We start from the raw sequence: 26,514 nt of genomic DNA on the forward strand, positions 1-26,514 counted from the left end.
ACGCGAGTAAAATAAAAAGGAAATAATTTCCTTTTTTATTTATTTGCTAAAATTACCGCTCTTTTCGGTGCTTGATAGCCTTCAATGGTTTTACTGTGATCATTTGAATCTAAAAAATCAATCAGGCTTTCATTTTCCAACCAATCAGTTTTACGCTGTTCTTCTAATGTAGTTGTCGCTACATCCACACAACGTACGTTGGTAAAGCCAACTTTTTCTAGCCAGTTAATTAGTGCGGCGACAGAGGGGATAAAATAAACATTTTTCATTTTCGCATAGCGATCTGCTGGTATGAGCACAGTATTTACATCGCCATCCACCACTAATGTTTCTAATACCAATTCACCACCTTTTACCAATTGATTTTTCAATTGGCTTAAATGATCTAATGGGGATTTACGATGATAGAGTACGCCCATTGAAAATACAGTGTCAAATGCCGCTAATGGTTGCATTTGCTCAATACCAAGTGGGATAAGATTTGCTCGACGATCATTATTAAGCAGTTTGCGTACAGCTTCAAATTGGCAAAGGAAAAGCTCGGTAGGATCAATCCCTACCACCATTTTTGCGCCTTCACCTACCATTCTCCACATATGATAACCGCTGCCACAGCCCACATCTAAAATAGTGCGACCTTGCAGTGGAGCTAAATGAGGAAGAACACGATCCCATTTAAAATCTGAACGCCATTCACAATCTACATGAATGCCGAAAAGATGATAAGGTCCTTTTCGCCACGGCATTAATTGTTTTAAATGATGGATAATTCGTTGTTTTTCACCTTCTGAAAGGGGAAAAGTGCGGTCAGATTTCACCGCACTTTTTAGATCGATTTCATCAGCATGTAAATCTGGTAGAAAATCAACAATTTTGCTCCATTTCGCATAATCGCCATGAGTTTGAGTTTCCCATTCTTTCAATTGGAGTGGTAAGGTTTCTAACCAGTCCGATAAATTTGTAGTAGCAATTTGTTGATAAAAAGGGCGAAAGTCGATCATTTTGCTTCCTTATAAGCCTTTTCTGCTTTATCAAAGGTATTAAGAATATCTTGTTCTGGTTTATTGGAAAGTAATGAAATAACAATAATTGCAAGGCTGGCGAAAGCAAAGCCTGGGATCATTTCATATACTTTAAACCAATCAGTATCAGCTGGAACAACTTCTTTCCAAGCAAATACTGTCACTGCGCCTACAAGCATACCGGCCATTGCGCCCGATGATGTCATTCGTTTCCAGAAAAGAGAGAAAAGTACCACAGGGCCAAACGCACTACCAAAACCAGCCCAAGCAAATTCTACAAGTTTTAATACTTTGCTGTTTTCATCTTGTGCGATCCAGATAGCAAGTGCGGCAATAACTAACACCATTATTCTGCCAAGCCATACGAGCTCTTTTTCTGAAGCCTTAGGGCGAATAAAACCTTTGTAGAAATCTTCTGTGATTGAGCTTGAAGAAATTAATAATTGAGCACTTAATGTACTCATTACAGCGGCTAAAATAGCGGAAAGTAATATGCCCGCGATCCAAGGATTAAATAAAAGTTTAGCTAATTCAATAAATACTTGCTCTGGTTCATTATTGACTGTGCCTGCAATAGCTGGATTGGCAAAGAAATACGGAATAGCGAATAAGCCAATGCCAATTGCGCCTGCTAAGCAAAGCACCATCCAACCCATACTAATACGGCGTGCTTTGATAAGTGATTTGACAGAATCCGCAGCCATAAAGCGTGCTAAAATATGCGGTTGCCCGAAATAGCCTAATCCCCAAGCCGCAAGACTTAATAAACCAAGTGGTGTGGTAGAAGTAAATAAATCCGTGAAATCTTTATTTACGGCAGCCTCAGCTTGTTCTAGTACTGCGGAAAATTGAGCGGTATCGGCGAAACTCAATAACACAAAAACAGGGGTTAAAATTAATGCAAAAATCATTAATGTGGCTTGAATGGTATCTGTCCAGCTTACCGCAAGGAAACCTCCGATGAACGTGTAAGCAATGGTTGCCGCTGCGCCGTACCAAAGTGCGGTGGAATATTCCACAGAAAATATATTTTGGAATAATTTTGCGCCAGCCACGACACCAGAAGCACAATAAATAGTAAAAAACACTAAAATAATAGTGGCAGAAACAAGTTTTAATAATTTGTGTGATGAACCAAAACGATTGTGAAAATATTCTGGGAGAGTGAGCGCATTATTATTTAATTCTGTATAAACACGCAAACGACCAGCCACTAAAAGCCAGTTAAAATAAGCCCCGATAGTTAAACCAATAGCAATCCAGCCTTCAACTAAGCCTGATAAATATACCGCACCAGGTAAGCCCATTAAAAGCCAACCAGACATATCTGACGCACCTGCAGACATTGCAGTAACAAAACTGCCTAAACGACGTCCACCGAGAATGTAATCTGATAAATTATTCGTGTAATAATAGGCGAGTACGCCAATCAGCAACATCCCGAAAATATAAATAGTAAAAGTAATAAGACTTGGGTCGAATCCAAACATTATATAAGTCCAAAATGGGTTAAAAATTTCAGAAAGGGTGCATTTTACCTTATTTCGGGCTATTATTCTATTTAGACTAAATATTTGATGAAATTTAAGAAATTAGGAATATAAAATGGATGCTGTCGAGTTATTGATGAACGTAACGCCTAACGAAACACGCATTGCGCTAGTAGAAACAGGAATGTTGCGCGAAGTGCATATTGAACGCCAAGCTAAACGAGGAATTGTCGGAAACATTTATAAAGGTCGTGTCACTCGAGTGTTACCAGGAATGCAGTCGGCTTTTGTTGATATTGGTTTGGAAAAAGCGGCTTTTTTACACGCTGCGGACATTGTATCCCATACAGAATGTGTAGATGAAAATGAACAAAAGCAATTTAAAGTTAAGAGCATTTCAGAATTAGTACGAGAAGGGCAGGATATTGTTGTACAAGTGGTGAAAGAGCCGCTAGGTACAAAAGGTGCACGTTTAACAACGGATATCACATTGCCATCGCGTCATCTTGTTTTTATGCCTGAAAATAGCCACGTAGGCGTTTCACAACGCATTGAAAGCGAAGAAGAACGCGCCCGTTTAAAAGCATTAGTTGAACCTTTTTGTGATGAACTCGGCGGTTTTATTATTCGTACCGCCACAGAAGGGGCAAGCGAAGAAGAATTACGTCAAGACGCTGAATTTTTAAAACGCTTATGGCGTAAAGTTTTAGAACGTAAATCTAAGTACCCAACCAAATCAAAAATTTACGGCGAGCCAGCACTTCCACAACGTATTTTGCGCGATTTTATCGGCACAAACTTAGAAAAAATTCGTATCGACTCTAAACTTTGCTTTGGCGAAGTAAAAGAGTTTACCGATGAATTTATGCCTGAATTAAGCGATAAACTTGTTCTTTATTCTGGCAATCAACCTATCTTTGATGTGTACGGGGTTGAAAATGCGATCCAAACAGCCTTAGATAAACGTGTTAATCTCAAATCGGGCGGCTATTTAATTATCGAGCAAACAGAAGCCATGACCACCATTGATATTAATACAGGCGCATTTGTGGGGCATCGTAATCTAGAAGAAACCATCTTCAATACCAATATTGAAGCAACTAAAGCCATTGCACAGCAACTCCAACTACGTAATCTTGGTGGCATAATCATTATTGATTTTATTGATATGCAAACAGATGAACATCGCAATCGAGTATTGCAATCTTTATGTGATGCGCTTTCTAAAGATCGTATGAAAACTAATGTGAATGGCTTTACGCAATTAGGCCTTGTAGAAATGACTCGTAAAAGAACCCGCGAAAGCCTTGAACACGTGCTATGCGATGAATGTCCAACTTGTCATGGACGTGGTCGGGTGAAAACTGTTGAGACAGTTTGCTACGAAATTATGCGTGAAATTATTCGGGTGTATCATTTATTCAGTAGTGAACAATTTGTTGTTTATGCCTCGCCAGCAGTTTCAGAATATCTTATTAATGAAGAATCTCACGGTTTACTGCCAGAAGTGGAAATGTTTATTGGAAAACGAGTAAAAGTAAAAACAGAACAGTTTTATAACCAAGAACAGTTTGATGTGGTTGTAATGTAAACTCTATTTCAATAAAGTGCGGTAAAAATTTTTGAGACTTTCACCGCACTTTTTATTTATAAAAACAATATTTCCTTTATATTTTATCTATATGACGTAAAATTAGGCAGCTTTAGTTGATACGCCTCCCTCCACTACATCACATTAAAAAGCGGTATCGCCGTGAATGCAGGCAAAAACAGCAAAATTTCCTATCAAATGGGGGCTGGCTGGGTTTGGTAAGCTAAACTGCCAAAAAACTTACCGCACTTTTTGCATTTATACATCGCCACGATAATTTCGTGGCGGTTTTTTATGGCAAGTTTTTACAATCTTTTATTTAAATCCAGTATTTCTATGGCAAGAACAAGAGATGAACCTTTATTTTCCCTTAGATTTGTATAGAATAGCCAAACATTTTTTTATTTTAACGAGAGAAAATGATGACAGAGACATCTTTGGGTGCTGAAAATACTCGCACTCACAATTTTATTACCCAAATTATTGATGAAGATTTAGCTTCGGGTAAACATAAAAGCGTTCATACCCGTTTTCCGCCAGAGCCGAATGGCTATTTGCATATTGGTCACGCCAAATCGATTTGCTTAAACTTTGGCTTAGCAAAAGAATATCAAGGTTTATGTAACCTACGTTTTGATGACACCAATCCAGTGAAAGAAGATGTGGAATATGTAGATTCCATTAAAGCCGATGTGGAATGGTTAGGCTTTAAATGGGAAGGCGAACCGCGTTATGCGTCTGATTACTTCGATGCACTTTATAGCTATGCCATTGAATTAATTAAAAAAGGCTTGGCTTATGTGGATGAACTTTCGCCAGATGAAATGCGTGAATATCGTGGCACATTAACTGAAGCAGGTAAAAACAGCCCATATCGTGACCGCACTATTGAAGAAAACTTAGCTTTATTTGAAAAAATGAAAAATGGCGAATTTGCCGAGGGTAAAGCAAGTTTACGCGCAAAAATTGATATGGCATCGCCATTTATGGTCATGCGTGATCCTGTAATTTATCGCATTAAATTTGCCAGCCATCATCAAACAGGCGAAAAATGGTGCATTTATCCAATGTACGATTTTACTCACTGTATCTCTGATGCCATTGAGCGTATTACTCACTCGATCTGTACATTAGAATTCCAAGATAACCGTCGTTTATATGACTGGGTGTTGGAAAATATTAGTATTGAACGTCCATTACCGCATCAATATGAATTCTCACGTTTAAATTTAGAAGGCACATTGACGTCTAAACGTAAGTTATTGAAATTAGTAAACGACGGCATTGTAGATGGTTGGAATGATCCTCGTATGCCAACCATTTCAGGTTTACGCCGTCGTGGTTATACATCTGCTTCGTTACGTGAATTCTGCCGTCGTATTGGTGTGACGAAACAAGATAACGTGGTGGAATATTCTGCACTTGAAGCCTGCATTCGTGAGGATTTGAACGAAAACGCACCACGCGCAATGGCAGTGATTGATCCTGTTCGTGTGGTAATTGAAAACTTTGAAGGCGTGGAAGTTTTAACTGCCCCAAATCATCCAAATCGTCCAGAATTAGGCGAGCGTCAATTGCCGTTTACTAAAGAGCTTTATATTGATCGAGCAGACTTCCGTGAAGAAGCAAACAAACAATATAAACGCTTAGTGTTAGGCAAAGAAGTGCGTTTACGTAACGCTTATGTGATTAAAGCTGAACGTGTCGAAAAAGATGCAAATGGTGAAATCACCACGATTTTCTGTACTTATGATCCTGAAACCTTAGGTAAAAATCCAGCAGATGGTCGCAAAGTAAAAGGGGTTATTCACTGGGTTTCTGCTACGCATAATCATCCAGCTGAGTTCCGTTTGTATGATCGCTTATTTACCGTGCCAAATCCAGGGGCTGAAGATGATATTGAAAGCGTATTAAATCCAAATTCTTTAGTGATAAAACAAGGTTTTGTAGAGCAAAGCTTGGCTGCGGCAGAAGCAGAGAAAGGTTATCAATTTGAACGTGAAGGTTATTTCTGTGCGGATAGTAAAGATAGCCGTCCTGAACATTTGGTATTTAACTTAACAGTAAGCTTAAAAGAAGGCTTCTAATTTTAATTAACCAAGTGCGGTCAAAATAAATGTGATTTTGACCGCACTTTTTATTTGTATCAACTATGCAATCCAATATGCAACTTGAACCCAATTTCTGGCAAACAAAATCCCTGCTTGAAATGACTGAATCTGAATGGGAAGCCTTATGTGATGGCTGCGGCAAATGCTGTTATCGCAAATATATTCAAGGGCGAAGTAAACGCCAAAAACTCTATTACACCCGAATTGCTTGTAATCTTTTAGATGTGGAAACAGGAAAGTGCGGTAATTATTCAGAGCGTTTTAACATTGAAACCGATTGCACCAAACTCACCAAAAAGAATTTACCTGATTTTCATTGGCTGCCTGATACTTGCGCCTATCGTTTGCTTTATGAAGGAAAAACACTACCTGAATGGCATCCGCTTATTTCTGGCTCTCCCCATTCTGTAAAAAATGCGGATATTTTGATTAAAAATGGTATCCACGAACGCGATGTGATTGATTGGTTTGAATTTATTATTGACGAAGATCACACTTTTAAATAAAGCCAGTTGTCATCAATTTCAGCTTAGCTATAATCCCTAACAATAGTTATACAGTTGTCATGTGGTGTCTATGCAAATCTCGGATTCTCTCAAACAAAAAGCAGAAAAATGCGGTATCGCGCTTTCTCACTATGATATTGATGGGCATCTTATTTTTGCGGATGAAAAGACGGTTTTAACTTTTGTTGAGCTTTTGCAGCCTCCGCCAAAAGCGAAAGGACAGTTTGACGATGTACTGGCTGCATTTGAAAATGAACCGATTGATTATCGACTCAATCGTCTAGATCTCCCACCATCTGCGGAATATCGTTATCAGCTGATTGATGAATCTAATGCTATTCTGTTAGAAAAAATACTTTCAAATTTATCCGCACTTTCTTTGCCTCCACTTCCTTTTGGCTATTATCAATTATCTATTTTTTCTGACACTGAACAGTATCGCGTTCGTTTACTTATTTCTCCTAAAACAGCTTTTCAACCATCCGTATTAAAAAATAAAAAAGTGTGGGGCGTGAATGTGCAACTTTACAGTTTACGCTCAGAACAAAACTGGGGGATTGGCGATTTTGGCGATTTGGCTGCTTTGATTGAACAAAGTGCAAAACAAGGGGCGGATTATGTGGGAATTAATCCATTACATTTGCCATATCCTGCTGTGCCAAATTGGGCTAGTCCTTATAGTTCATCCTCTCGTCGTTGGTTGAATTTCTTATATTTGGACATTCCTGATTTACCCGAATTTAAGCGTTGCCGTTCAGTACAAAATTGGTTTAAGCGTGAGGATATTAAAGCAAAAATTGCTGCTTTACGTGAAAGTGATTGCGTCGATTATTCTTCAATTTTGGCTTTAAAATTAACCGCACTTGAGTCCCTGTTTTATTTCTTTCAGCGTAGTCAATCCGTTGAAATTGTGACACGTCGAAAAATCTTTGCTGATTATTTAAAAAGCAAAGGGGAACCTTTGTTGTTACAGGGCTTATTTAATGTCTTGGATTTACAAGAACACGCTGACCATCAAGCAGAAGAAAATACCATTGGTTGGCTTGGCTGGCGTAAGGAATGGCAGCATTTAAGTGCGGCAAAAAGAAAAGCCCTATTAAAAATACACCATGAGCAAATCCAATTTTTTGCTTGGTTGCAATGGCTTACAGAAGAACAACTTTCCGCATTACAAAATCTTTGTAAACAGTCTGGCATGAAGTTGGGTATTTATGGCGATTTAGCCGTAAATAGTTCTCGTGGCAGTGCTGATGTATGGAGCGATCCTGATTTATATTGTGTAAATGCCTCTATTGGTGCGCCACCTGATCCGTTAGGCCCAGTCGGGCAAAATTGGAATTTGCCACCTTATAATCCAACAGTGCTAAAAGCACGTGGCTTTACACCATTTATCGATATGCTACGTGCCAATATGCAATATTTCGGTGTGCTACGCATCGATCATGTTATGGGCTTATTCCGTTTGTGGTGGATTCCAAAAGGAAAAACCGCGGCTGACGGTGCTTATGTGCATTATCCTTTTGATGAATTAATGGCGATTCTTGCCATTGAAAGTGTACGCAATGAATGTTTGATTATTGGTGAAGATCTCGGCACTGTGCCTGATGAAGTGCGGTGGAAATTAAACGAGTTTCAAATTTTCTCTTATTTTGTATTGTATTTTGCCCAACGAAATGGCGAATTTCCTCGTATATCTGATTATCCTCGAAATGCTTATGCCACTATTGGTACACATGATGTTCCCTCATTACAAAGTTTTTGGCATTGCCGTGATTTAGAATTATTTAATCAACTCGGTATTCTGAATGGGGAAGTGCTCAAGCAAAAATATGATCAACGTGTTATGGATAAACAAGCCTTATTAAATAGTTTACATCGTGATAATTATTTACCGCCGCATTATGAAGGTGATGCACTTTCTATGGCGATGCACGATTATTTAAATCGAATGATCCATTATTATTTAGCGGAAAGTAACAGCCGATTGATTGGTGTGCAATTAGAAAATTTACTTAGCCAAGAAATCAGTTCTAATTTACCGGGCACCTCAAATGAATACCCAAACTGGTGCAAGAAACTTGCTCAACCGTTAGCGTTTATTTTTAGCAATGAAGCTTTAAAAACGTTCTTTGTGCAAATTAACCAAGGGCGAAATGTATAAGGAGTAAATATGACAACCGCAGTAACACAAGCAACTATTGATGGTTTTTTTGATGCGAGCAATGGTGATCCTTTTGCTACGCTTGGTATGCACGAAACCGAGCAAGGAATTGAAATCCGTACGTTATTGCCAGATGCCAATCGAATGGTGGTGATTGAGCGTGAAAGTGGTAAAGAAATAACGGAACTGGATTGTGTCGATGAGCGTGGATTTTTTGTTGGTGTTATTCCAAATTGTCGTCAATTTTTTGCTTATCAATTACAGGTTTTTTGGGGTAATGAAGCACAAATTATCGAAGATCCTTATCGTTTTCATCCAATGATTGACGATTTAGAACAATGGCTACTTTCTGAAGGATCTATGCTTCGCCCATATGAAGTGCTTGGTGCACATTTTATGGAATGTGATGGTGTGAGCGGGGTGAATTTCCGCTTGTGGGCACCTAATGCAAGACGAGTTTCTATTGTAGGCGATTTCAACTATTGGGATGGTCGCCGCCACCCGATGCGTTTCCACCCGAAAAGCGGTGTGTGGGAATTATTCCTGCCGAAAGCCAGCCTTGGTCAGCTCTATAAATTTGAATTGATTGATTGCTATGGCAATCTTCGTTTGAAAGCGGATCCTTATGCCTTTAGTTCGCAACTTCGCCCTGATACAGCTTCACAAATTAGTGCATTACCAAATGTGGTGGAAATGACGGAACAACGTCGTCAAGCAAATCAAGCAAATCAACCGATTTCTATTTATGAAGTGCATTTAGGATCTTGGCGTCGTAATTTAGAAAACAATTTTTGGCTAGATTACGATCAAATTGCTGATGAATTAATTCCTTATGTAAAAGAGATGGGCTTTACCCATATAGAATTTTTACCGCTTTCTGAATTTCCGTTTGATGGTTCTTGGGGCTATCAACCACTTGGGCTTTATTCGCCAACCAGTCGTTTTGGCTCACCTGAGGCATTTCGCCGTTTAGTAAAACGTGCTCACGAAGCAGGCATCAACGTGATTTTAGATTGGGTGCCAGGGCATTTCCCAAGTGATACCCATGGTTTAGTCGCATTTGATGGCACAGCCTTGTATGAACATGAAGACCCTCGCGAAGGCTATCATCAAGATTGGAATACCTTGATTTATAACTATGGACGCAACGAAGTGAAAAATTTCCTGTCCAGCAATGCCCTTTACTGGCTTGAACGCTTTGGCGTAGATGGTATTCGCATGGATGCTGTGGCTTCAATGATCTACCGCGATTACAGCCGTGCGGAGGGCGAGTGGATTCCAAACCAATACGGCGGACGTGAAAATTTAGAAGCCATTGAGTTTTTAAAACACACCAACTGGAAAATTCACAGCGAAATGGCGGGAGCAATTTCTATTGCGGAGGAATCTACCTCTTTTGCAGGCGTAACCCACCCAAGCGAAGACGGCGGCTTGGGCTTCAATTTCAAATGGAATATGGGCTGGATGAACGATACACTGGCTTATATGAAGCTTGACCCCATTTACCGCCAATATCATCACAACAAAATGACCTTTGGAATGGTATATCAATACAGCGAAAATTTTGTTCTACCACTTTCTCACGATGAAGTGGTTCACGGTAAATATTCACTTCTTGGCAAGATGCCAGGCGATACGTGGCAAAAATTCGCTAACTTGCGTGCATATTACGGTTATATGTGGGGCTACCCAGGCAAAAAATTGCTCTTTATGGGGAATGAATTTGCCCAAGGTCGTGAGTGGAATTATGAAGAAAGTTTGGACTGGTTCTTGCTTGATGAAAATATTGGCGGAGGTTGGCACAAAGGCGTATTGAAGCTGGTTAAAGACCTCAATCAAATTTATCAAAAAAATCGACCGCTCTTTGAGCTCGACAACTCCCCAGAGGGTTTCGATTGGCTTGTCGTTGATGATGCGGCAAATTCTGTGTTCGCCTTTGAACGTCGCAGTTCAAACGGAGAACGTATTATTGTCGTCAGTAACTTTACCCCTGTGCCTCGCCACAATTACCGCATCGGCGTGAATGTTGCAGGAAAATACGAAGAAATTTTAAATACCGATTCGATGTATTACGAAGGTTCAAACGTGGGCAATTTTGGTTGTGTCGCAAGTGAAAAAATCGAAAGCCACGGACGAGAAAATTCGATTTCAGTGTCCATTCCGCCGTTAGCAACAGTTTATTTGAGATTGAAGGCGAAATAATCCGAATAGATAAATTGTAGGGGCGAATTACATTCGCCCTGATAAACCACCGATGTTTTTGGGCAAATGTCATTTGCCCCTACAAAAGCGATAAAAATATGTTCAAAATCTACAACAACGGCAATCCTATTCCAATGGGATACTCACAAGCGGTCGAAAACAACGTGCAAATTACCAATTTCGCCCTGTTTTCCGCTGCGGCAATAGGCGTAGAACTTTGCCTTTTTGACGAACAAAATCAAGAAACACGCTTGCCGATGGTGCGTACTAAAAATGTGTGGCATTTGGCGGTAACTGGCGTGAAAACTGGTACGGAATATGGATTTCGTATTCACGGCGAATTTGCCAACCCGAATAAATTAATGCTCGATCCCTATGCGAAAGCCGTAAATGGTAAACCTGATTTAAGTAGCGAAGAAAGTTGTTCTTGGTTCTTGCTTTCGGATAATCGCGACAACGCGCATCTTGCCCCAAGAGCGGTTGTGATTTCGGAAGATTTTAATTGGGAAAATGATACTTTACCCAATACGCCTTGGGCTGAAACCATTGTGTATGAATTACACGTTAAAGGGTTTAGCCAGTTAAACGAGAAAATCCCTGCGGCGTTGCGTGGTACTTATACTGGATTAGCACATCCTGTGAATTTGGCGTATTTGAAAGAATTAGGCGTAACTGCGGTGGAGTTGCTGCCTGTAAATTTCCATATAAATGAACCGCACTTACAGGCACGAGGCTTACAAAATTATTGGGGATACAATCCCTTAGCGATGTTTGCGGTGGAACCTAAATATGCGGCAACAAATAATCCATTAGCTGAATTTAAAGCGATGGTAAAGGCGTTTCACAATGAGGGTATTGAAGTTATCTTAGATGTGGTGTTTAACCATTCTGCAGAATCAGAGCAAACTTACCCAACATTCTGCCAGCGTGGTATTGATGATCAAACTTACTATTGGCGCAACGATCAAGGGCGTTATATCAATTGGACAGGCTGCGGCAATATGCTCAATTTATCCTCTGATGTAGGGCGAAAGTGGGTGGTGGATTGCCTGCGTTATTGGGTGGAGCAATGCCACATTGATGGTTTCCGTTTTGATTTAGCCTCCGTGCTTGGTCGTGATACACCAGATTTTAATTCGTCAGCTCAGCTTTTTACTGACATAAAAAATGAGCCAAGTTTACAAAATATTAAATTGATTGCCGAGCCTTGGGATATTGGACATTACGGTTATCAAGTCGGCAATTTCCCAAGTTATTTTGCCGAATGGAACGACCGATTCCGTGATGATCTCTGCCGTTTCTGGCTATGGAAAAGTGGCGAAATCGGTGCATTTGCAGAACGTTTTGCAGGCTCTATCGATTTATTTAAGAAAAATGACCGCTTGCCACATACTACACTTAATTTTATTACCGCTCACGATGGTTTTACGCTTAAAGATTTAGTGAGTTACAACCAAAAACATAATGAAGCGAACGGCGAAGAAAATCACGACGGCAGAAACGAAAATTACAGTTACAACCACGGAGTAGAAGGTTCTACAGAATCCCTTTCTGAACCGCAAAAAAGTGCGGTGGAAAATAACCGCACTTTTGCACAAAGTGGATTATTAATGAGTTTATTGCTGGCGAATGGCGCACCTATGCTTTTGGCGGGCGATGAGTTCGGCAACACTCAATATGGTAACAATAATGCTTATTGCCAAGATAACGAGATTACTTGGCTGAAATGGGCAAATTTTAACGAAGAATTATTTGAACTGACCAAGCAAACGATCGCACTCCGCAAAAGAATGGGCAGTTTAAACCAAGATCAATGGTGGTCGGATGAGAATGTGCAATGGCTTAACATTGCAGGCGAACCGATGACAGTTGAAGATTGGCAAAATCAACAAACCAAAGCATTACAGGTGGTTTTAGACAATCGTTGGCTTTTGTTGATTAATGCCAAAGCCGAAGGTCAGGTGTTTCACTTGCCTAATGGGAAATGGAAGCCCCAAATCGGCACACATAATGTAACCCTTGAAGAACAAGCCGAACTTAGTTCAATGGGCTTTTGTATGCTGAATGACGAATAACAATAAGACTATGGAGATCCTTATGAAATCTGGCGACCTTAACAAATATGATTTAGTTAAAAACACTTTGGTGCTTGTACTTGCAGGTGGACGTGGTTCACGTTTACACGAATTGACAGATAAACGTGCAAAACCAGCGCTTTATTTTGGTGGTAATCGTCGCATTATTGATTTCGCACTTTCTAATTGTATTAACTCAGGTTTAAACCGAATTGGGGTCGTGACTCAATATGCGGCACACTCCTTGCTTCGTCATTTGCAAACAGGATGGTCTTTTTTACCACAAGAGAGAGGGGAATTTGTCGATATGTTGCCAGCTCGTCAGCAAATTGACGATTCTACTTGGTATCGTGGCACGGCGGATGCGGTATATCAAAATATGGCTATTATTAAAAATCACTATCGCCCGAAATATATTTTGATCTTAGCGGGCGACCATATTTACAAACAAGATTACAGCGTGATGTTAATGGATCACGTCAATAGTGGGGCAAAATGTACTATTGGTTGCATTGAAGTGCCCCGTTCTGAAGCACACGAATTTGGCGTAATGGCTGTAAACGAAAACTTGAAAGTAAAAGCTTTCGTGGAAAAACCAAAAGATCCGCCAGCAATGGTGGGTAAACCTGATGTTTCGCTTACTTCAATGGGGATTTATGTGTTTGATGCGGATTATCTTTACAAAATGTTAGATCGTGAAGTTGGCACCCCGAACACCAGCCACGATTTCGGTAAAGATGTATTGCCAAAATGTTTAGAAGAAGGCGCGCTTTATGCTCACCCATTTAGCCGTTCTTGCATGGGACGCAACACCGAGGGCGAAATTTACTGGCGTGATGTAGGGACACTTGATAGCTTCTGGCAATCTAATATCGACTTAGTCTCTGAAAATCCACAATTAGATATTTACGACCAAAGCTGGCCAATTCGTGGTAATCCGGTTCAGGCTTATCCGTCTAAATTCTTCTATAAACACTCTAACGTGCACCCAGTAGATAACTCATTGATTGGCGGGGGCTGTGTGATTACCGATGCATCGATCAGCAATTCCGTGCTTTTTGATCGCATTAAAATTGATTCCTTTTCAAAAGTCGATCACTGCGTGGTGTTACCACAAGTTAAAATCGGTAAAAATTGCGTGTTGAAAAATTGTATTATCGACCGCGAATGCGAAATTCCTGATGGTATGCAAATTGGTGTGGATATGGAAGAAGATAAAAATCGCTTCCGTATTAGCTCAACAGGCAAAGTCATTCTTGTAACCCCGAAAATGCTAAAGATACTTGAGGGACACGAGATTGGCGAAGAAGGTCATTTAGATTAGTTAGGAAAAGTGCGGTCAAAATTAACCGCACTTTCTGAATCCCTCTTTAGCAAAGAGGGGGGGCTGATCGAGCATTATTCATATTTATAGGGAAAATAAAAAACTCAATGAAAATACTACACGTTTGTTCGGAACTCTATCCGCTCTTAAAAACAGGCGGGCTTGCCGATGTTTTAGGGGCATTACCCCAAGCACAGAACCAAATTGGGCTAGATGCTCGCGTTTTATTGCCTGCTTATCCCGCAATTATAGCAGGCATTCAGAATACTCAAGTGGTTGCCGAATTTGACAACTTCGCTGGGCACGTGGTGTTGCGTTATGGAGAATATAATGGTGTCGGGATCTATTTGATTGACGCACCGCACTTATACGGTCGCGAAGGCAATCCTTATCACGATGCCTATTACAACGACTACGGCGACAACTACAAACGTTTTGCTTTGCTCGGTTGGGTGGGGGCAGAATTAGCCACAGGTTTAGATAGCTGGTGGCGTGCAGAAGTGGTACACGCTCATGATTGGCACGCAGGTTTGTGTGCAGCATATCTGTTCAACAAAGGTCGCCCTGCGAAATCGGTGTTCACCATTCACAACTTGGCATATCAAGGGCAGTTTTCTTATCATCATTTGTATGAAATCGGCTTGCCGACAGGGATGTTCCACGTAGAAGGCTTGGAATTATTTGGGCAGATTTCTTACTTGAAATCAGGTTTGTTCTATTCTGATGCAAGCACGGCAGTTAGCCCAACTTATGCAGAAGAAATCACGACACCAGAATTTGCCTACGGTTTGCAAGGCTTGCTTTCTGGCTTAAAAGCTCAAGGTCGTTTGGTGGGGATTTTAAATGGTGTGGACGAAAATATTTGGCATCCGAACGTGGATCAATACATTCCGCACCATTACAAGCTCAAATATATGGCAGGCAAAAAGAAAAACAAAGCCGAACTGCAAGCCTATTTCAATTTGCCACAAGATGAATCTGCCTTGGCATTTGTGATGGTTACCCGTTTAACCGAGCAAAAAGGTGTTGATTTATTAATCGAAAGTGCAGACGAAATCGTCAAACAAGGCGGTCAGTTGATGATTTTAGGTTCAGGTGCACCGCACTTTGAACAAGGTATTCGTGAGCTTGCTGAACGTTATCCGCAAAATATTGCGGTAAAAATCGGCTACGATGAAGCCCTTTCGCATTTAATGGTGGCAGGTGGCGATGTGATTTTAGTGCCAAGTCGTTTCGAGCCTTGTGGCTTAACCCAACTTTATGGTTTGCAATATGGCACACTGCCACTTGTTCGTAAAACAGGTGGTTTAGCGGATACGGTGGTGGATAGCACTTCAGAAAGCATCAAAGCTCGCACCGCAACAGGTTTTGTGTTTGAAAGTGCAACGCCTGAAGCTCTCCGCCATTGCTTGCAACGTGCCTTTGCCTTATGGCAAAAACCGCGTGCATGGGCGATGGTTCGTACAGATGCAATGGAACAAGACTTCAGCTGGCGTAAGGCTGCAGAGCAATATAGAACACTTTATGAACGCTTGTAGTTTTATTCGTAAACTTTCTTAACAATCACACCGCTTGTGAAAGAATATTTTGCAAGCGGTGTGGTTGTGCTTGTTTTTTGCAAAGATAAGCATAAAATTCGAACTACTTTTGTAGGCTGTGTAAACAACATTCACGCATTCAAAGAGCGGTCAAATTTTGATTGATTTTTGCAAACGTGCGTGAATTTTGAAAATTCACACACCCTACGTTAATCATTTCTTAGCATTCTAATAGAGGTTTTACCTATGATAATGGATAACTTTGATTCTCCATTCCAATATAATCGTCCTGAAATGACCGTTGAAGCGATTAAAAAATCAATCGTTTACAAACTTATTTTCTTAATCGGTCGCTCTCCACGTGAAGCCAGCCAACGCGATTGGCTCAATGCAACACTTCACGCTGTGCGTGATTTAGTAACAGAGGGTTGGATCACTACTGCTCGCCAAACTCGAGCAGAAGATTCTCGCCGTGTTTACTACCTTTCAATGGAATTTTTAATCGGGCGTACGCTATCTAATGCAATGATTGCAGAAGGCATTTATGGATTAGCACAGGAAGCACTTTCTGAATTAAATGTGGATTTAGAAGAAGTTTTAGAAAAAGAAGTAGATCCTGGCTTGGGCAATGGTGGTTTAGGTCGTTTAGCCGCTTGTTTTATGGATTCTATTGCGACCCTTGGTTTACCGGGTATGGGCTACGGTATTCGTTATGAATATGGTATGTTCCGCCAAAAAATTGAAAATGGTCAGCAAGTCGAGCGTCCTGATGCATGGCTTGAAAAAGGAGCACCTTGGGAATTTATTCGTCCATCTAAACGCTTTACCGTAGAATTTGGTGGAAACATTCATTTCGAAGGCAAAAAATGTATTTGGCAAGATACCGAAAAAGTAACCGCACTTGCTTACGATCAAATGATCCCAGGTTATCAAAATAATTCTGCAGCAACATTACGTTTATGGTCGGCACACGCAGGCGAAGTGTTTAACCTTGCCGACTTCAACCGTGGCGAACATTTAGCCGCATTAGAAGAGCACTCCGCAAATAAAAATTTATCACGTGTACTTTACCCTGATGATTCTACTTGGAATGGTCGCGAATTGCGTTTACGTCAAGAGTATTTCTTAGTCTCTGCATCGCTTCAAGATATTTTACGCCGTCACAAACGCACCCACGACAGCCTTGAAAACTTGGCGGATAAAGTGGCGATCCACTTAAATGATACCCACCCAGCGTTAGCGATTCCTGAATTAATGCGTATTTTAGTGGACGATGAAGGTTTCGAGTGGAAAAAAGCGTGGGAGATGACGCGTAACATTTTCTCTTACACCTGCCATACTTTAATGTCCGAAGCGTTAGAAACTTGGCCTGTGGAAATGATGGCAAAAATCTTGCCACGTCATTTACAGATGATTTTTGAAATTAACGATCACTTCTTAGAATATGTCCGCACTTATGTAACGACTGACAACGATTTTATCCGCCGTGTTTCTCTTATCGAAGAAGGCTACCAACGCAAAGTGCGTATGGGATGGCTATCCGTAGTAGGTTCACACAAAATCAACGGGGTTGCCGAAATTCATTCCGATTTAATGGTAACTTCAACCTTTGCAGATTTTGCTCGTATTTTCCCAGAACGCTTTACCAACGTAACAAACGGTATCACACCGCGTCGTTGGTTAGCCGTGGCGAACCCACAATTAGCCGCATTGTTTGATAAATATATCGGTTCAGAATGGCGTTGTGATTTAAGTCAAATCGAAAAACTTAAACCATTTACGCAAGAAAAAGCATTTAAAGAGGCTGTTGCTGACATTAAATTTGCTAATAAAGTGAAATTAGCGGAATACGTAAAACGCGAGTTAGGGGTAGAGCTTGATCCGCACGCCTTATTTGACGTGCAAGTAAAACGTATTCACGAATATAAACGCCAAATGTTGAACGTATTACATATTATCGCTCGCTACAATGAAATGCTTGCCAGCCCTGAAAAAGATTGGCAACCGCGCGTATTTATTTTAGCAGGTAAAGCAGCTTCGGCTTACTATGCTGCGAAACAAACGATCCATTTAATTAATGATGTTGCTAATGTCATCAATAATGATGAGCGTTTGAAAGGCCGTTTAAAAGTTGTATTTATTCCAAATTACAGCGTAAGCCTTGCGCAGTTGATTATTCCTGCAGCAGATATTTCTGAGCAAATATCCCTTGCTGGTACTGAAGCATCAGGCACCAGTAATATGAAATTTGCCTTAAATGGAGCATTGACACTCGGTACACTTGACGGTGCGAACGTAGAGATCTTGGAAAACGTGGGTGAAGATAACATCTTTATTTTCGGTAACACAGTGGAACAAGTTGAACAACTTCGTCGAGAAGGGTATCGATCATTTGAATACTATCAAAACGATGCTCAATTACGCACAGTCGTGGATCAAATTATTGAGGGTAAATTCTCACCCGAAGATCCTCAACGTTATCATCAATTATTACAAGGCTTGCAATACCACGATTATTATCAAGCTTTTGCTGATTTCCGTAGTTATGTAGAAACTCAAAAAGCCGTAGATGAAAAATACAAACAACGCGACCAATGGATTGAAAGCACTATTCAAAATATCGTGAATATGGGCTTCTTCTCGTCTGATCGCACAATTAAAGAGTATGCGGAGAGAATTTGGAAAGTTGAGCCTGTTCAATTAGATGATTAATAATAAAATTAAAAACACCACAAGTTTTTTACTTGTGGTGTTTTTTTATGGAAAGTGCGGTAAATTTTTGAGATGTTTTTATGTGGGATTTTTCGTGATCCCTATCACAATATCTTGTAAAACCACTTAAAAACGTTACCTATTTTCATTCAATTAATGATACATTTGCATCCGTTTGACTTTTTGTCATTTTAACGATGAATAGGCGAAGGTTTGTTCATTAATTTCATTAACCCAATCATCAATCAGAGGGAAACAGTATGTTAATTGGTGTACCTAGAGAGCTGCTTGAGAATGAGAGCCGTGTGGCGGCAACGCCGAAAACGGTTCAGCAAATATTGAAATTGGGCTTTGACGTGATCGTGGAACACGATGCAGGTTTTAAAGCTAGTTTTGAAGATCAAGCATTTTTAGACGCGGGCGCGAAGATCGGTACGTCGGCTGAAATTTGGCAATCGGATATTATCTTCAAAGTAAATGCACCGACAGATGAAGAAATCGCTCAAATGAAGGAAGGCGCAACGCTTGTGAGCTTTATTTGGCGCATGCAAAATCCTGAGTTAATGAAAAAACTCACCGCGAAGAAAATTAATGTGTTAGCAATGGATGCGGTGCCTCGTATTTCTCGTGCGCAAGCATTGGATGCGCTTTCTTCTATGGCGAATATTTCTGGTTATCGTGCTGTCATTGAAGCTGCGCATGAATTCGGTAGCTTCTTTACTGGGCAAATTACTGCTGCAGGTAAAGTTCCACCAGCAAAAGTGTTGGTTATTGGTGCGGGTGTGGCTGGTTTGGCGGCAATTGGTGCAGCAAATAGCCTTGGGGCGATTGTTCGTGCTTTTGACTCTCGTCCTGAAGTGAAAGAGCAAGTTCAGAGTATGGGCGCGAGCTTCTTAGAAATTGATTTCAAAGAAGAAGGTGGCAGTGGCGATGGTTATGCGAAAGTGATGTCGGAAGAATTTAACCGTCGTGCGATGGAGCTTTATGCAGAACAAGCTAAAGAAGTCGATATTATTATTACTACGGCAGCCATTCCGGGTAAACCAGCGCCTCGTTTAATCACCAAAGAAATGGTGGATTCAATGAAACCAGGTTCGGTGATTGTGGATTTAGCAGCTGCAACTGGCGGTAACTGTGAATATACACAAGCAGGGAAAGTTGTTACAACTGAAAACCAAGTGAAAGTGATTGGTTATACAGATTTCCCAAGCCGTTTACCGACGCAATCTTCTCAACTTTATGGCACAAACTTAGTCAATTTATTAAAACTTTTGTGTAAAGAGAAAGATGGCAATATCAATATTGATTTTGAAGATGTGGTTCTTCGTGGTGTAACTGTTGTTCGTGATGGGGAAGAAATTCCACCAGCACAAATTCAAGTGTCTGCACAACCAAAACAAGAAACCAAAGCTGCACCAGTGGCAGAGAAAAAAGAGTCTAAACCAACAGATCCTCGTGTGAAATACGGTGTGATGGCTGGTGTTGGCGTGTTATTCCTTTGGTTAGCTTCTGTGGCGCCCGCTGCATTTTTATCACATTTCACCGTATTTGTTTTAGCTTGTGTGGTAGGTTATTACGTGGTTTGGAATGTTAGCCATGCACTTCACACACCATTAATGGCAGTAACAAATGCAATTTCAGGCATTATTATTGTAGGTGCATTATTACAAATTCGTCAGCCAACAGGCAATCTATTTATCGATGCGTTAGCTTTTGTGGCGATTTTGGTGGCAAGCATCAATATTTTTGGTGGTTTCCGTGTCACACAACGTATGTTAGCAATGTTTAGAAAAGGTTAAGGAGCGCACAATGTCTGAAGGTTTAGTACAGGCTGCGTATATTTTAGCAGCATTACTTTTCATTATGAGCTTGGCAGGACTTTCTAAACATGAAACTGCTAAAGCAGGTTGTTGGTTCGGTATTGTTGGTATGACCATTGCCCTTATCGCAACCATTTTTGGCCCTCATTCTGAAGGAACATTTTGGATCATTATTGCGATGATCATTGGTGGAGTAATCGGTGTTCAACGTGCATTAAAAGTAGAAATGACTGAAATGCCAGAACTTGTGGCGATTCTTCACAGTTTCGTTGGTTTAGCGGCTGTACTCGTTGGCTTTAATAGCTATGGTTTACACCATGAGGCATTAATGCCAGAAGGGTTAGATGCAGCAGCACAAGCCGCATTTGTAGCTGAACAAGCAGTATTAACGAATATTCATAATGTCGAAGTATTTTTAGGTATTTTTATCGGTGCAGTCACTTTCACTGGTTCTGTTGTCGCATTTGGTAAATTAAGCGGAAAAATTAATTCAAAAGCATTAATGTTACCGCATCGCCATAAATTAAATTTAGCCGCACTTGTGGTATCTGCATTATTGATGGTTGCATTCTTGAATAATCCAGAAAGCATTTTCCCTGTGTTATTAATGACAGCGATTGCGCTTGCATTTGGATGGCACTTAGTGGCATCAATCGGTGGGGCAGATATGCCAGTTGTGGTATCAATGCTTAACTCATATTCTGGTTGGGCAGCAGCTGCAGCAGGTTTTATGTTGAATAATGATTTGCTCATCGTTACAGGTGCGCTTGTTGGTTCTTCTGGTGCAATTCTTTCTTACATTATGTGTAAAGCGATGAACCGTTCATTTGTGAGCGTCATTGCTGGTGGTTTTGGTAACGATGTTCAAGTTTCTTCAAGCGAAGAACAAGGCGAACACCGTGAAACTACAGCGGAAGAAGTGGCTGAATTGTTGAAAAATGCAAGTTCTGTGATTATCACGCCGGGATATGGTATGGCTGTTGCACAAGCACAATATCCAGTCGCTGATATTACGGCAAAATTGCGTGAACGTGGTGTGAACGTTCGTTTTGGTATTCACCCTGTTGCAGGACGTTTACCGGGCCACATGAACGTGCTTTTAGCTGAAGCGAAAGTACCTTACGATGTTGTACTTGAAATGGATGAAATCAATGATGATTTCGCTGATACCGATGTGGTATTGGTTATAGGTGCGAACGATACGGTAAACCCAGCGGCGATGGAAGATCCAAATAGCCCAATCGCGGGAATGCCAGTGTTGGAAGTATGGAAAGCACAAAATGTGATAGTGTTCAAACGTTCAATGGCAGTGGGTTACGCTGGCGTACAAAACCCATTATTCTTCAAAGAGAATACGCAAATGCTCTTTGGTGATGCAAAAGATCGCGTTGAAGATATCTTAAAAGCATTATAAAAAACACGCATAAAAATAACCGCACTTTGGGTTGCTTAAGTGCGGTATTTTTATTTATAGCATTTAAATATTATCTTCATGATTTTCCAAAATTTCTGAACACAAGCCCAATCCAGATAAAAATTCAATAAATGCCCGTACTTTTATTGGTAAATGTCTTCTGTTTGGATAGACCACATGAATTTCTAATTTTTGTTGTTTATATTCTGGCAATATTTCAATAAGCTCGCCTTTTTCAAAGGCTCTACCTAAAATAAATTTTGGTAAATTAGCAATACCGAGTCCCGCTTTTGCCATATTTAATAAGGCAAAACCGCTATTACTTACCACTTTGGATTGGATTTTGAAACGTTGGGTTTGATTTATACGTGAACCAACCCAATTTACCTGATTCATTGCATTTTTATAAAGTAAGCCATTGTGATGTTCTAAATCATCAGGCGTTTGTGGAATACCATTCGTTTCAAGATAATTAGGCGACGCTGCAAAATGAACAGTAGTAGTTCCTATTTTACGTGAAACCAACGAGCTATCTTCCATATAACCAATACGAAGAGCAAGATCATAGCCTTCGGATAATAAATCGATTTTCTTATCATTAAATTCAACTTCAATATGCAAATGAGGATGCTTAGCCATAAAAGTGGGTAAATTTGGTGCAATAAAAAGTAAACCAAAATCACGAGGAACGGAAATCAGTAAATTTCCTTGTAATGAACTGGTAAGCTGAGTAATGCTGGAATCTGCTTCATCTAAATCAAGCAAAATGCCTTGACAGCGTTGGTAATACATCATTCCAGCTTCAGTAGGCATAATTTTTCTGGTGGTACGTTGTAACAATCGTGTTTTTAAATGTTCTTCTAATTGTGAAACTAATTTGCTTGCCATCGCCACAGAAATATTTTGTTGCTTTGCTGCCAATGTAAAACTTTGGGTTTCAATGACTTTGCAGAAAATAGAAATCGCGTTGAGTTTATCCATTTATAGACCTTTTTTGAAAAAATGCTTGATTTTGCCAACATAACTTTGCACTATACCGCCAATTTTACAAAATTCTAGTAATATTAGGTAATCAAATGAGTAAATCCTTGGTGATTGTGGAGTCGCCAGCAAAAGCAAAAACTATTAATAAGTATTTAGGTAGCCAATATGTCGTGAAATCGAGCGTGGGACATATTCGTGATTTGCCGACGGTTGGTTCTAGTACAGGTGAAAAAGCTAAACCAATTTCAACCAAAGGTATGGATGCCGAAGAAAAAGCAAAAATTAAGGCAGAAAAGGAACGTAACGCCTTAGTTAAACGTATGGGGATTGATCCTTATCACGATTGGAAAGCAAATTATCAGATTCTGCCTGGTAAAGAAAAAGTGGTTTCCGAATTAAAGTCGCTTGCTAAAAAAGCAGATCACATTTATCTCGCAACCGACTTGGATAGAGAAGGGGAAGCGATTGCGTGGCATTTACGTGAAGTGATTGGTGGTAACGATGATCGTTTTAGTCGCGTGGTGTTTAACGAAATCACTAAAAATGCCATTAAACAGGCTTTTGAAAAGCCTGAACAATTAAATATGGATCGTGTTAATGCTCAACAAACTCGTCGTTTTTTAGATAGAGTAGTGGGCTTTATGGTGTCGCCATTACTTTGGAAAAAAGTGGCACGCGGGCTTTCTGCTGGTCGAGTTCAATCAGTTGCGGTTAAATTATTAGTCGAACGCGAGCGTGAAATTAAAGCTTTCCAGCCTGAAGAATATTGGGAAGTTGCCGTCCTTACGAATAATCAAAATAAACAAGCTATACGCTTGGATGTTACGGATTATAAAGGCAAGAAATTTGATCCAAAAAATCAAAAAGAAGCACAAAGTGCGGTAGATTTTCTGAATGTTTCAGATTACGTTGTCACAGATTTAGAAACTAAGCCAACAAGTTCTCGCCCTCGCGCACCATTTATTACATCAACACTTCAACAAACTGCAAGTACTCGTTTGGGATTTGGCGTTAAGAAGACAATGATGTTAGCCCAACGTTTATATGAAGCGGGTTACATTACTTATATGCGTACGGATTCAACCAATTTGAGTCAAGATGCGCTTAATATGGCGCGTAGCTATATTGAAAATCATTTTGGTGCACAATATTTACCAGAAAAACCAAATTTCTATTCTAGTAAAGAAAATGCGCAAGAGGCTCATGAGGCTATTCGTCCATCAGATATTCGAGCATTGCCTGAATCCTTAGAGGGAATGGAAAAAGACGCAGTACGCCTTTATGATTTAATTTGGCGTCAATTTTTAGCATGTCAAATGCCGCCAGCACAATATGATAGTAGTACATTGACAGTTACCGCTGGCGATTATACCTTGAAAGCAAAGGGAAGAATTTTACGTTTTGATGGTTGGACAAAAGTATTGCCACAGATAGGTAAAAATCCTGAAGATCAAGAATTGCCTTCAGTTACTGTGTCAGAAAAACTTGCTTTAAAAGAAGTGCAACCAACACAACACTTTACCAAACCACCTGCTCGTTTTACTGAAGCGGCTTTAGTAAAAGAATTGGAAAAACGTGGTATTGGCAGACCTTCCACTTATGCGGCAATTATTTCCACCATTCAAGAACGTGGTTATGTTCGTACTGAAAATCGTCGTTTCTATGCAGAAAAGATGGGCGAAATTGTGACTGATCGCCTCAATGAGTCTTTTGGCGAATTAATGAATTACGATTTCACCGCGAATATGGAAGATACTTTAGATAAAATTGCCTCTGGTTCAGTAAATTGGAAAACTGAATTGAATCAATTCTTTAAGGATTTTTCTAGCCAGCTTTCTAAAGCTGAATTAGATGAACTTGAAGGCGGTATGCGTCCGAATAATCTCGTGGAAACCGATATTAAATGCCCAACCTGTGACAGAAATATGGCCATTCGTACGGCAAGTACGGGGGTATTTTTAGGATGCTCGGGTTATGCATTGCCGCCAAAAGAGCGGTGCAAAACAACGATTAATTTAATTCCTGAAGCGGAATTATTAAATGTTTTAGATGAATCTTCAGAAACTAAAGCATTAATGGATCGTAAACGTTGCACAAAATGTGGAACGGCAATGGACAGCTATGTAATCGATGCACATCGTAAAATCCATATTTGCGGTAATAATCCAAATTGTGATGGATATTTAATTGAAGAAGGCTCATTCAAAATTAAAGGTTATGATGGCCCTGTTGTTGAGTGTGATAAATGCGGTGCGGATATGCATTTAAAACTTGGTCGTTTTGGCAAGTATATGGGATGTACAAATTGTGATAACACGCGCAAAATTTTGAAAAGTGGCGAGGTCGCACCACCGAAAGAAGAGCCAGTACATTTCCCTGAGTTAAAATGCGAAAAATCTGATGCATATTTTGTATTGCGTGATGGTGCGAGTGGGGTATTTATGTCAGCACATAACTTCCCAAAATCCCGCGAAACACGCCCAGTTAAAATCGCTGAACTTGTGCAATATCGCGAGCGTTTACCTGAAAAATTAGCTTATTTAGCCGATGCTCCACAAAAAGACCCAGAAGAGAATGAAGCGATTGTTCGTTTTAGTCGCAAAGAGAAAAAACAATATGTCACTTCTGAAAAAGAGGGAAAAGCGACTAAATGGATTGTTGATTTCACCAATGGAAAATGGGTTGAACGAAAGAAATAAGAAGAAAAGTGCGGTAAAATCACCGCACTTTTTTGTTTTTAATACATTTTCTTATATTTTTTAGATTATCTGAGGATTAAAGGGCTGCTACAATTTCATTAATTTTATTTTTTGCGGACGCTTGGGCTTTTTCAATCGCCTCTGGCCCGAATCCAATGCCTTGTGCATAAACAAATTGCACATCTGTGATGCCAATAAAACCTAAAATTGATTTCATATATTGTGTCACTAGATTTTCTTCATCATACAATCCACCAAATGCACATAACACAATGGCTTTTTTGCCTTTTAATAAACCCTCAGAGCCGTTTGCTGTATATTGGAAAGTAACGCGCGGACGTGCGATAAAATCAAAATAGCTTTTTAATTGTGTTGGAACGTTTAAATTATACATCGGCGCACCAATTATCAATGTTTGTGCGTTTTTTAATTCTTCGATTAGTTTATCAGACAACGCCAGAAGTTGTTTTTCTTCTGTTGTTTTTGGTTCTCCACGCACAGCAATTGCAGCTGCGGTATCAAAATATGGAAGAGGTTGTTGGGATAAATCGCGTACTACAATGTTATTACCTTGTAATTTTTCGATAACATAATCAGCTAATTGATTAGTTTGCGAGTTATTTCCTGAAATGCTAGATTTTAATACTAATACGTTGCTCATTTTTATTCCTTGCTACCTAGTTAAAAGTGCGGTTATTCTAGTCTTTATTTTTAAGAGATAAAGCCTTTAGTCAGAAAAACATTATTTCCTTTTTGTAAAATATGGGCATTTATTTAACAATACTTCAAGAAAGTGATAGAATTCGCCACGCATTTTTTGCCTAATTTCGCTCGTTCAATGGTAGGAATGAAGCCAAGTAGGGCA

The 26,514-nt window shown here is 40.0% G+C and carries 16 protein-coding genes; 12 read left to right on the plus strand and 4 right to left on the minus strand.

Annotated features, from left to right (window positions below; translation table 11 throughout):
* Positions 1–35: 35 nt before the first annotated feature.
* Positions 36–1,001 carry a tRNA 5-methoxyuridine(34)/uridine 5-oxyacetic acid(34) synthase CmoB gene (gene cmoB / locus AT683_RS06825; protein WP_011272649.1) on the minus strand — a complete coding sequence of 322 codons (966 nt, stop codon included), beginning with the start codon at positions 999–1,001 and terminating at the stop codon, positions 36–38.
* The gene (gene putP / locus AT683_RS06830) at positions 998–2,512 is read right to left on the minus strand and encodes a sodium/proline symporter PutP (RefSeq protein WP_011272648.1); all 1,515 of its coding nucleotides are present in this window, start codon (positions 2,510–2,512) and stop codon (positions 998–1,000) included. Before putP ends, cmoB begins: the two co-directional genes overlap by 4 nt.
* Positions 2,513–2,627: 115 nt before the next feature.
* On the opposite strand from putP, the gene rng reads away from it, so the two are divergent.
* The 11 genes from rng (at position 2,628) to pntB (ending at position 21,966) form a co-directional block, all read left to right on the plus strand.
* On the plus strand, positions 2,628–4,103 hold the full coding sequence (rng, locus tag AT683_RS06835; RefSeq protein ID WP_005694007.1) for a ribonuclease G: 1,476 nt from the start codon (positions 2,628–2,630) through the stop codon (positions 4,101–4,103).
* A 419-nt stretch (positions 4,104–4,522) separates the two neighbouring features.
* Positions 4,523–6,190, plus strand: a complete 1,668-nt coding sequence (gene glnS / locus AT683_RS06840) for a glutamine--tRNA ligase (RefSeq protein ID WP_038441120.1) — start codon at positions 4,523–4,525, stop codon at positions 6,188–6,190.
* 77 nt (positions 6,191–6,267) lie between these two features.
* Positions 6,268–6,720 (plus strand): YcgN family cysteine cluster protein, encoded by a 453-nt coding sequence (locus AT683_RS06845; protein ID WP_005656793.1) that lies wholly within the window; start codon positions 6,268–6,270, stop codon positions 6,718–6,720.
* A gap of 70 nt (positions 6,721–6,790) precedes the next feature.
* Positions 6,791–8,881 carry a 4-alpha-glucanotransferase gene (malQ, locus tag AT683_RS06850; RefSeq protein ID WP_038441122.1) on the plus strand — a complete coding sequence of 697 codons (2,091 nt, stop codon included), beginning with the start codon at positions 6,791–6,793 and terminating at the stop codon, positions 8,879–8,881.
* 9 nt (positions 8,882–8,890) lie between these two features.
* Complete coding sequence (glgB, locus tag AT683_RS06855) at positions 8,891–11,083, plus strand: 1,4-alpha-glucan branching protein GlgB (RefSeq protein WP_011272644.1); 2,193 nt, start codon at positions 8,891–8,893, stop codon at positions 11,081–11,083.
* 98 nt (positions 11,084–11,181) lie between these two features.
* The gene (gene glgX / locus AT683_RS06860; RefSeq protein ID WP_058222218.1) at positions 11,182–13,158 is read left to right on the plus strand and encodes a glycogen debranching protein GlgX; all 1,977 of its coding nucleotides are present in this window, start codon (positions 11,182–11,184) and stop codon (positions 13,156–13,158) included.
* Positions 13,159–13,180: 22 nt separating this feature from the next.
* A complete protein-coding gene (gene glgC, locus AT683_RS06865) occupies positions 13,181–14,482 on the plus strand; it encodes a glucose-1-phosphate adenylyltransferase (protein WP_038441126.1) in 1,302 nt (433 codons plus the stop codon).
* Between the two features lie 107 nt (positions 14,483–14,589).
* Positions 14,590–16,020 (plus strand): glycogen synthase GlgA, encoded by a 1,431-nt coding sequence (gene glgA / locus AT683_RS06870; protein WP_005656779.1) that lies wholly within the window; start codon positions 14,590–14,592, stop codon positions 16,018–16,020.
* Between the two features lie 246 nt (positions 16,021–16,266).
* Positions 16,267–18,732 carry a glycogen/starch/alpha-glucan phosphorylase gene (locus AT683_RS06875; protein ID WP_038441135.1) on the plus strand — a complete coding sequence of 822 codons (2,466 nt, stop codon included), beginning with the start codon at positions 16,267–16,269 and terminating at the stop codon, positions 18,730–18,732.
* A gap of 260 nt (positions 18,733–18,992) precedes the next feature.
* On the plus strand, positions 18,993–20,531 hold the full coding sequence (pntA, locus tag AT683_RS06880; protein ID WP_038441137.1) for a Re/Si-specific NAD(P)(+) transhydrogenase subunit alpha: 1,539 nt from the start codon (positions 18,993–18,995) through the stop codon (positions 20,529–20,531).
* A 10-nt stretch (positions 20,532–20,541) separates the two neighbouring features.
* Positions 20,542–21,966: a Re/Si-specific NAD(P)(+) transhydrogenase subunit beta gene (gene pntB, locus AT683_RS06885; protein WP_015702241.1), complete on the plus strand. Its 1,425-nt coding sequence runs from the start codon at positions 20,542–20,544 to the stop codon at positions 21,964–21,966.
* A gap of 63 nt (positions 21,967–22,029) precedes the next feature.
* Here pntB and AT683_RS06890 read toward each other — a convergent pair whose 3' ends face one another.
* Entirely contained in the window at positions 22,030–22,947 is a 918-nt protein-coding gene (locus tag AT683_RS06890; protein ID WP_005691976.1) for a LysR family transcriptional regulator, read from the minus strand.
* Between the two features lie 95 nt (positions 22,948–23,042).
* On the opposite strand from AT683_RS06890, the gene topA reads away from it, so the two are divergent.
* Positions 23,043–25,649 (plus strand): type I DNA topoisomerase, encoded by a 2,607-nt coding sequence (gene topA, locus AT683_RS06895; protein WP_038441141.1) that lies wholly within the window; start codon positions 23,043–23,045, stop codon positions 25,647–25,649.
* A gap of 76 nt (positions 25,650–25,725) precedes the next feature.
* Here topA and AT683_RS06900 read toward each other — a convergent pair whose 3' ends face one another.
* Positions 25,726–26,310 carry an FMN-dependent NADH-azoreductase gene (locus AT683_RS06900; protein ID WP_011272638.1) on the minus strand — a complete coding sequence of 195 codons (585 nt, stop codon included), beginning with the start codon at positions 26,308–26,310 and terminating at the stop codon, positions 25,726–25,728.
* Positions 26,311–26,514 lie beyond the last annotated feature (204 nt).

The organism is Haemophilus influenzae (genome assembly GCF_001457655.1).
Classification (GTDB): domain Bacteria; phylum Pseudomonadota; class Gammaproteobacteria; order Enterobacterales; family Pasteurellaceae; genus Haemophilus; species Haemophilus influenzae.

What these genes read in the sequence shown, in the direction of transcription:
- putP (WP_011272648.1), bottom strand. Translation starts at nt 2,512, where the DNA reads ATGTTTGGATTCGACCCAAGTCTTATTACTTTTACTATTTATATTTTC.
- AT683_RS06845 (WP_005656793.1), top strand. Translation starts at nt 6,268, where the DNA reads ATGCAACTTGAACCCAATTTCTGGCAAACAAAATCCCTGCTTGAAATG.
- glgX (WP_058222218.1), top strand. Translation starts at nt 11,182, where the DNA reads ATGTTCAAAATCTACAACAACGGCAATCCTATTCCAATGGGATACTCA.
- pntA (WP_038441137.1), top strand. Translation starts at nt 18,993, where the DNA reads ATGTTAATTGGTGTACCTAGAGAGCTGCTTGAGAATGAGAGCCGTGTG.
- rng (WP_005694007.1), top strand. Translation starts at nt 2,628, where the DNA reads ATGGATGCTGTCGAGTTATTGATGAACGTAACGCCTAACGAAACACGC.
- glnS (WP_038441120.1), top strand. Translation starts at nt 4,523, where the DNA reads ATGATGACAGAGACATCTTTGGGTGCTGAAAATACTCGCACTCACAAT.
- AT683_RS06890 (WP_005691976.1), bottom strand. Translation starts at nt 22,947, where the DNA reads ATGGATAAACTCAACGCGATTTCTATTTTCTGCAAAGTCATTGAAACC.
- AT683_RS06900 (WP_011272638.1), bottom strand. Translation starts at nt 26,310, where the DNA reads ATGAGCAACGTATTAGTATTAAAATCTAGCATTTCAGGAAATAACTCG.
- glgC (WP_038441126.1), top strand. Translation starts at nt 13,181, where the DNA reads ATGAAATCTGGCGACCTTAACAAATATGATTTAGTTAAAAACACTTTG.
- topA (WP_038441141.1), top strand. Translation starts at nt 23,043, where the DNA reads ATGAGTAAATCCTTGGTGATTGTGGAGTCGCCAGCAAAAGCAAAAACT.
- glgB (WP_011272644.1), top strand. Translation starts at nt 8,891, where the DNA reads ATGACAACCGCAGTAACACAAGCAACTATTGATGGTTTTTTTGATGCG.
- cmoB (WP_011272649.1), bottom strand. Translation starts at nt 1,001, where the DNA reads ATGATCGACTTTCGCCCTTTTTATCAACAAATTGCTACTACAAATTTA.
- pntB (WP_015702241.1), top strand. Translation starts at nt 20,542, where the DNA reads ATGTCTGAAGGTTTAGTACAGGCTGCGTATATTTTAGCAGCATTACTT.
- glgA (WP_005656779.1), top strand. Translation starts at nt 14,590, where the DNA reads ATGAAAATACTACACGTTTGTTCGGAACTCTATCCGCTCTTAAAAACA.
- malQ (WP_038441122.1), top strand. Translation starts at nt 6,791, where the DNA reads ATGCAAATCTCGGATTCTCTCAAACAAAAAGCAGAAAAATGCGGTATC.
- AT683_RS06875 (WP_038441135.1), top strand. Translation starts at nt 16,267, where the DNA reads ATGATAATGGATAACTTTGATTCTCCATTCCAATATAATCGTCCTGAA.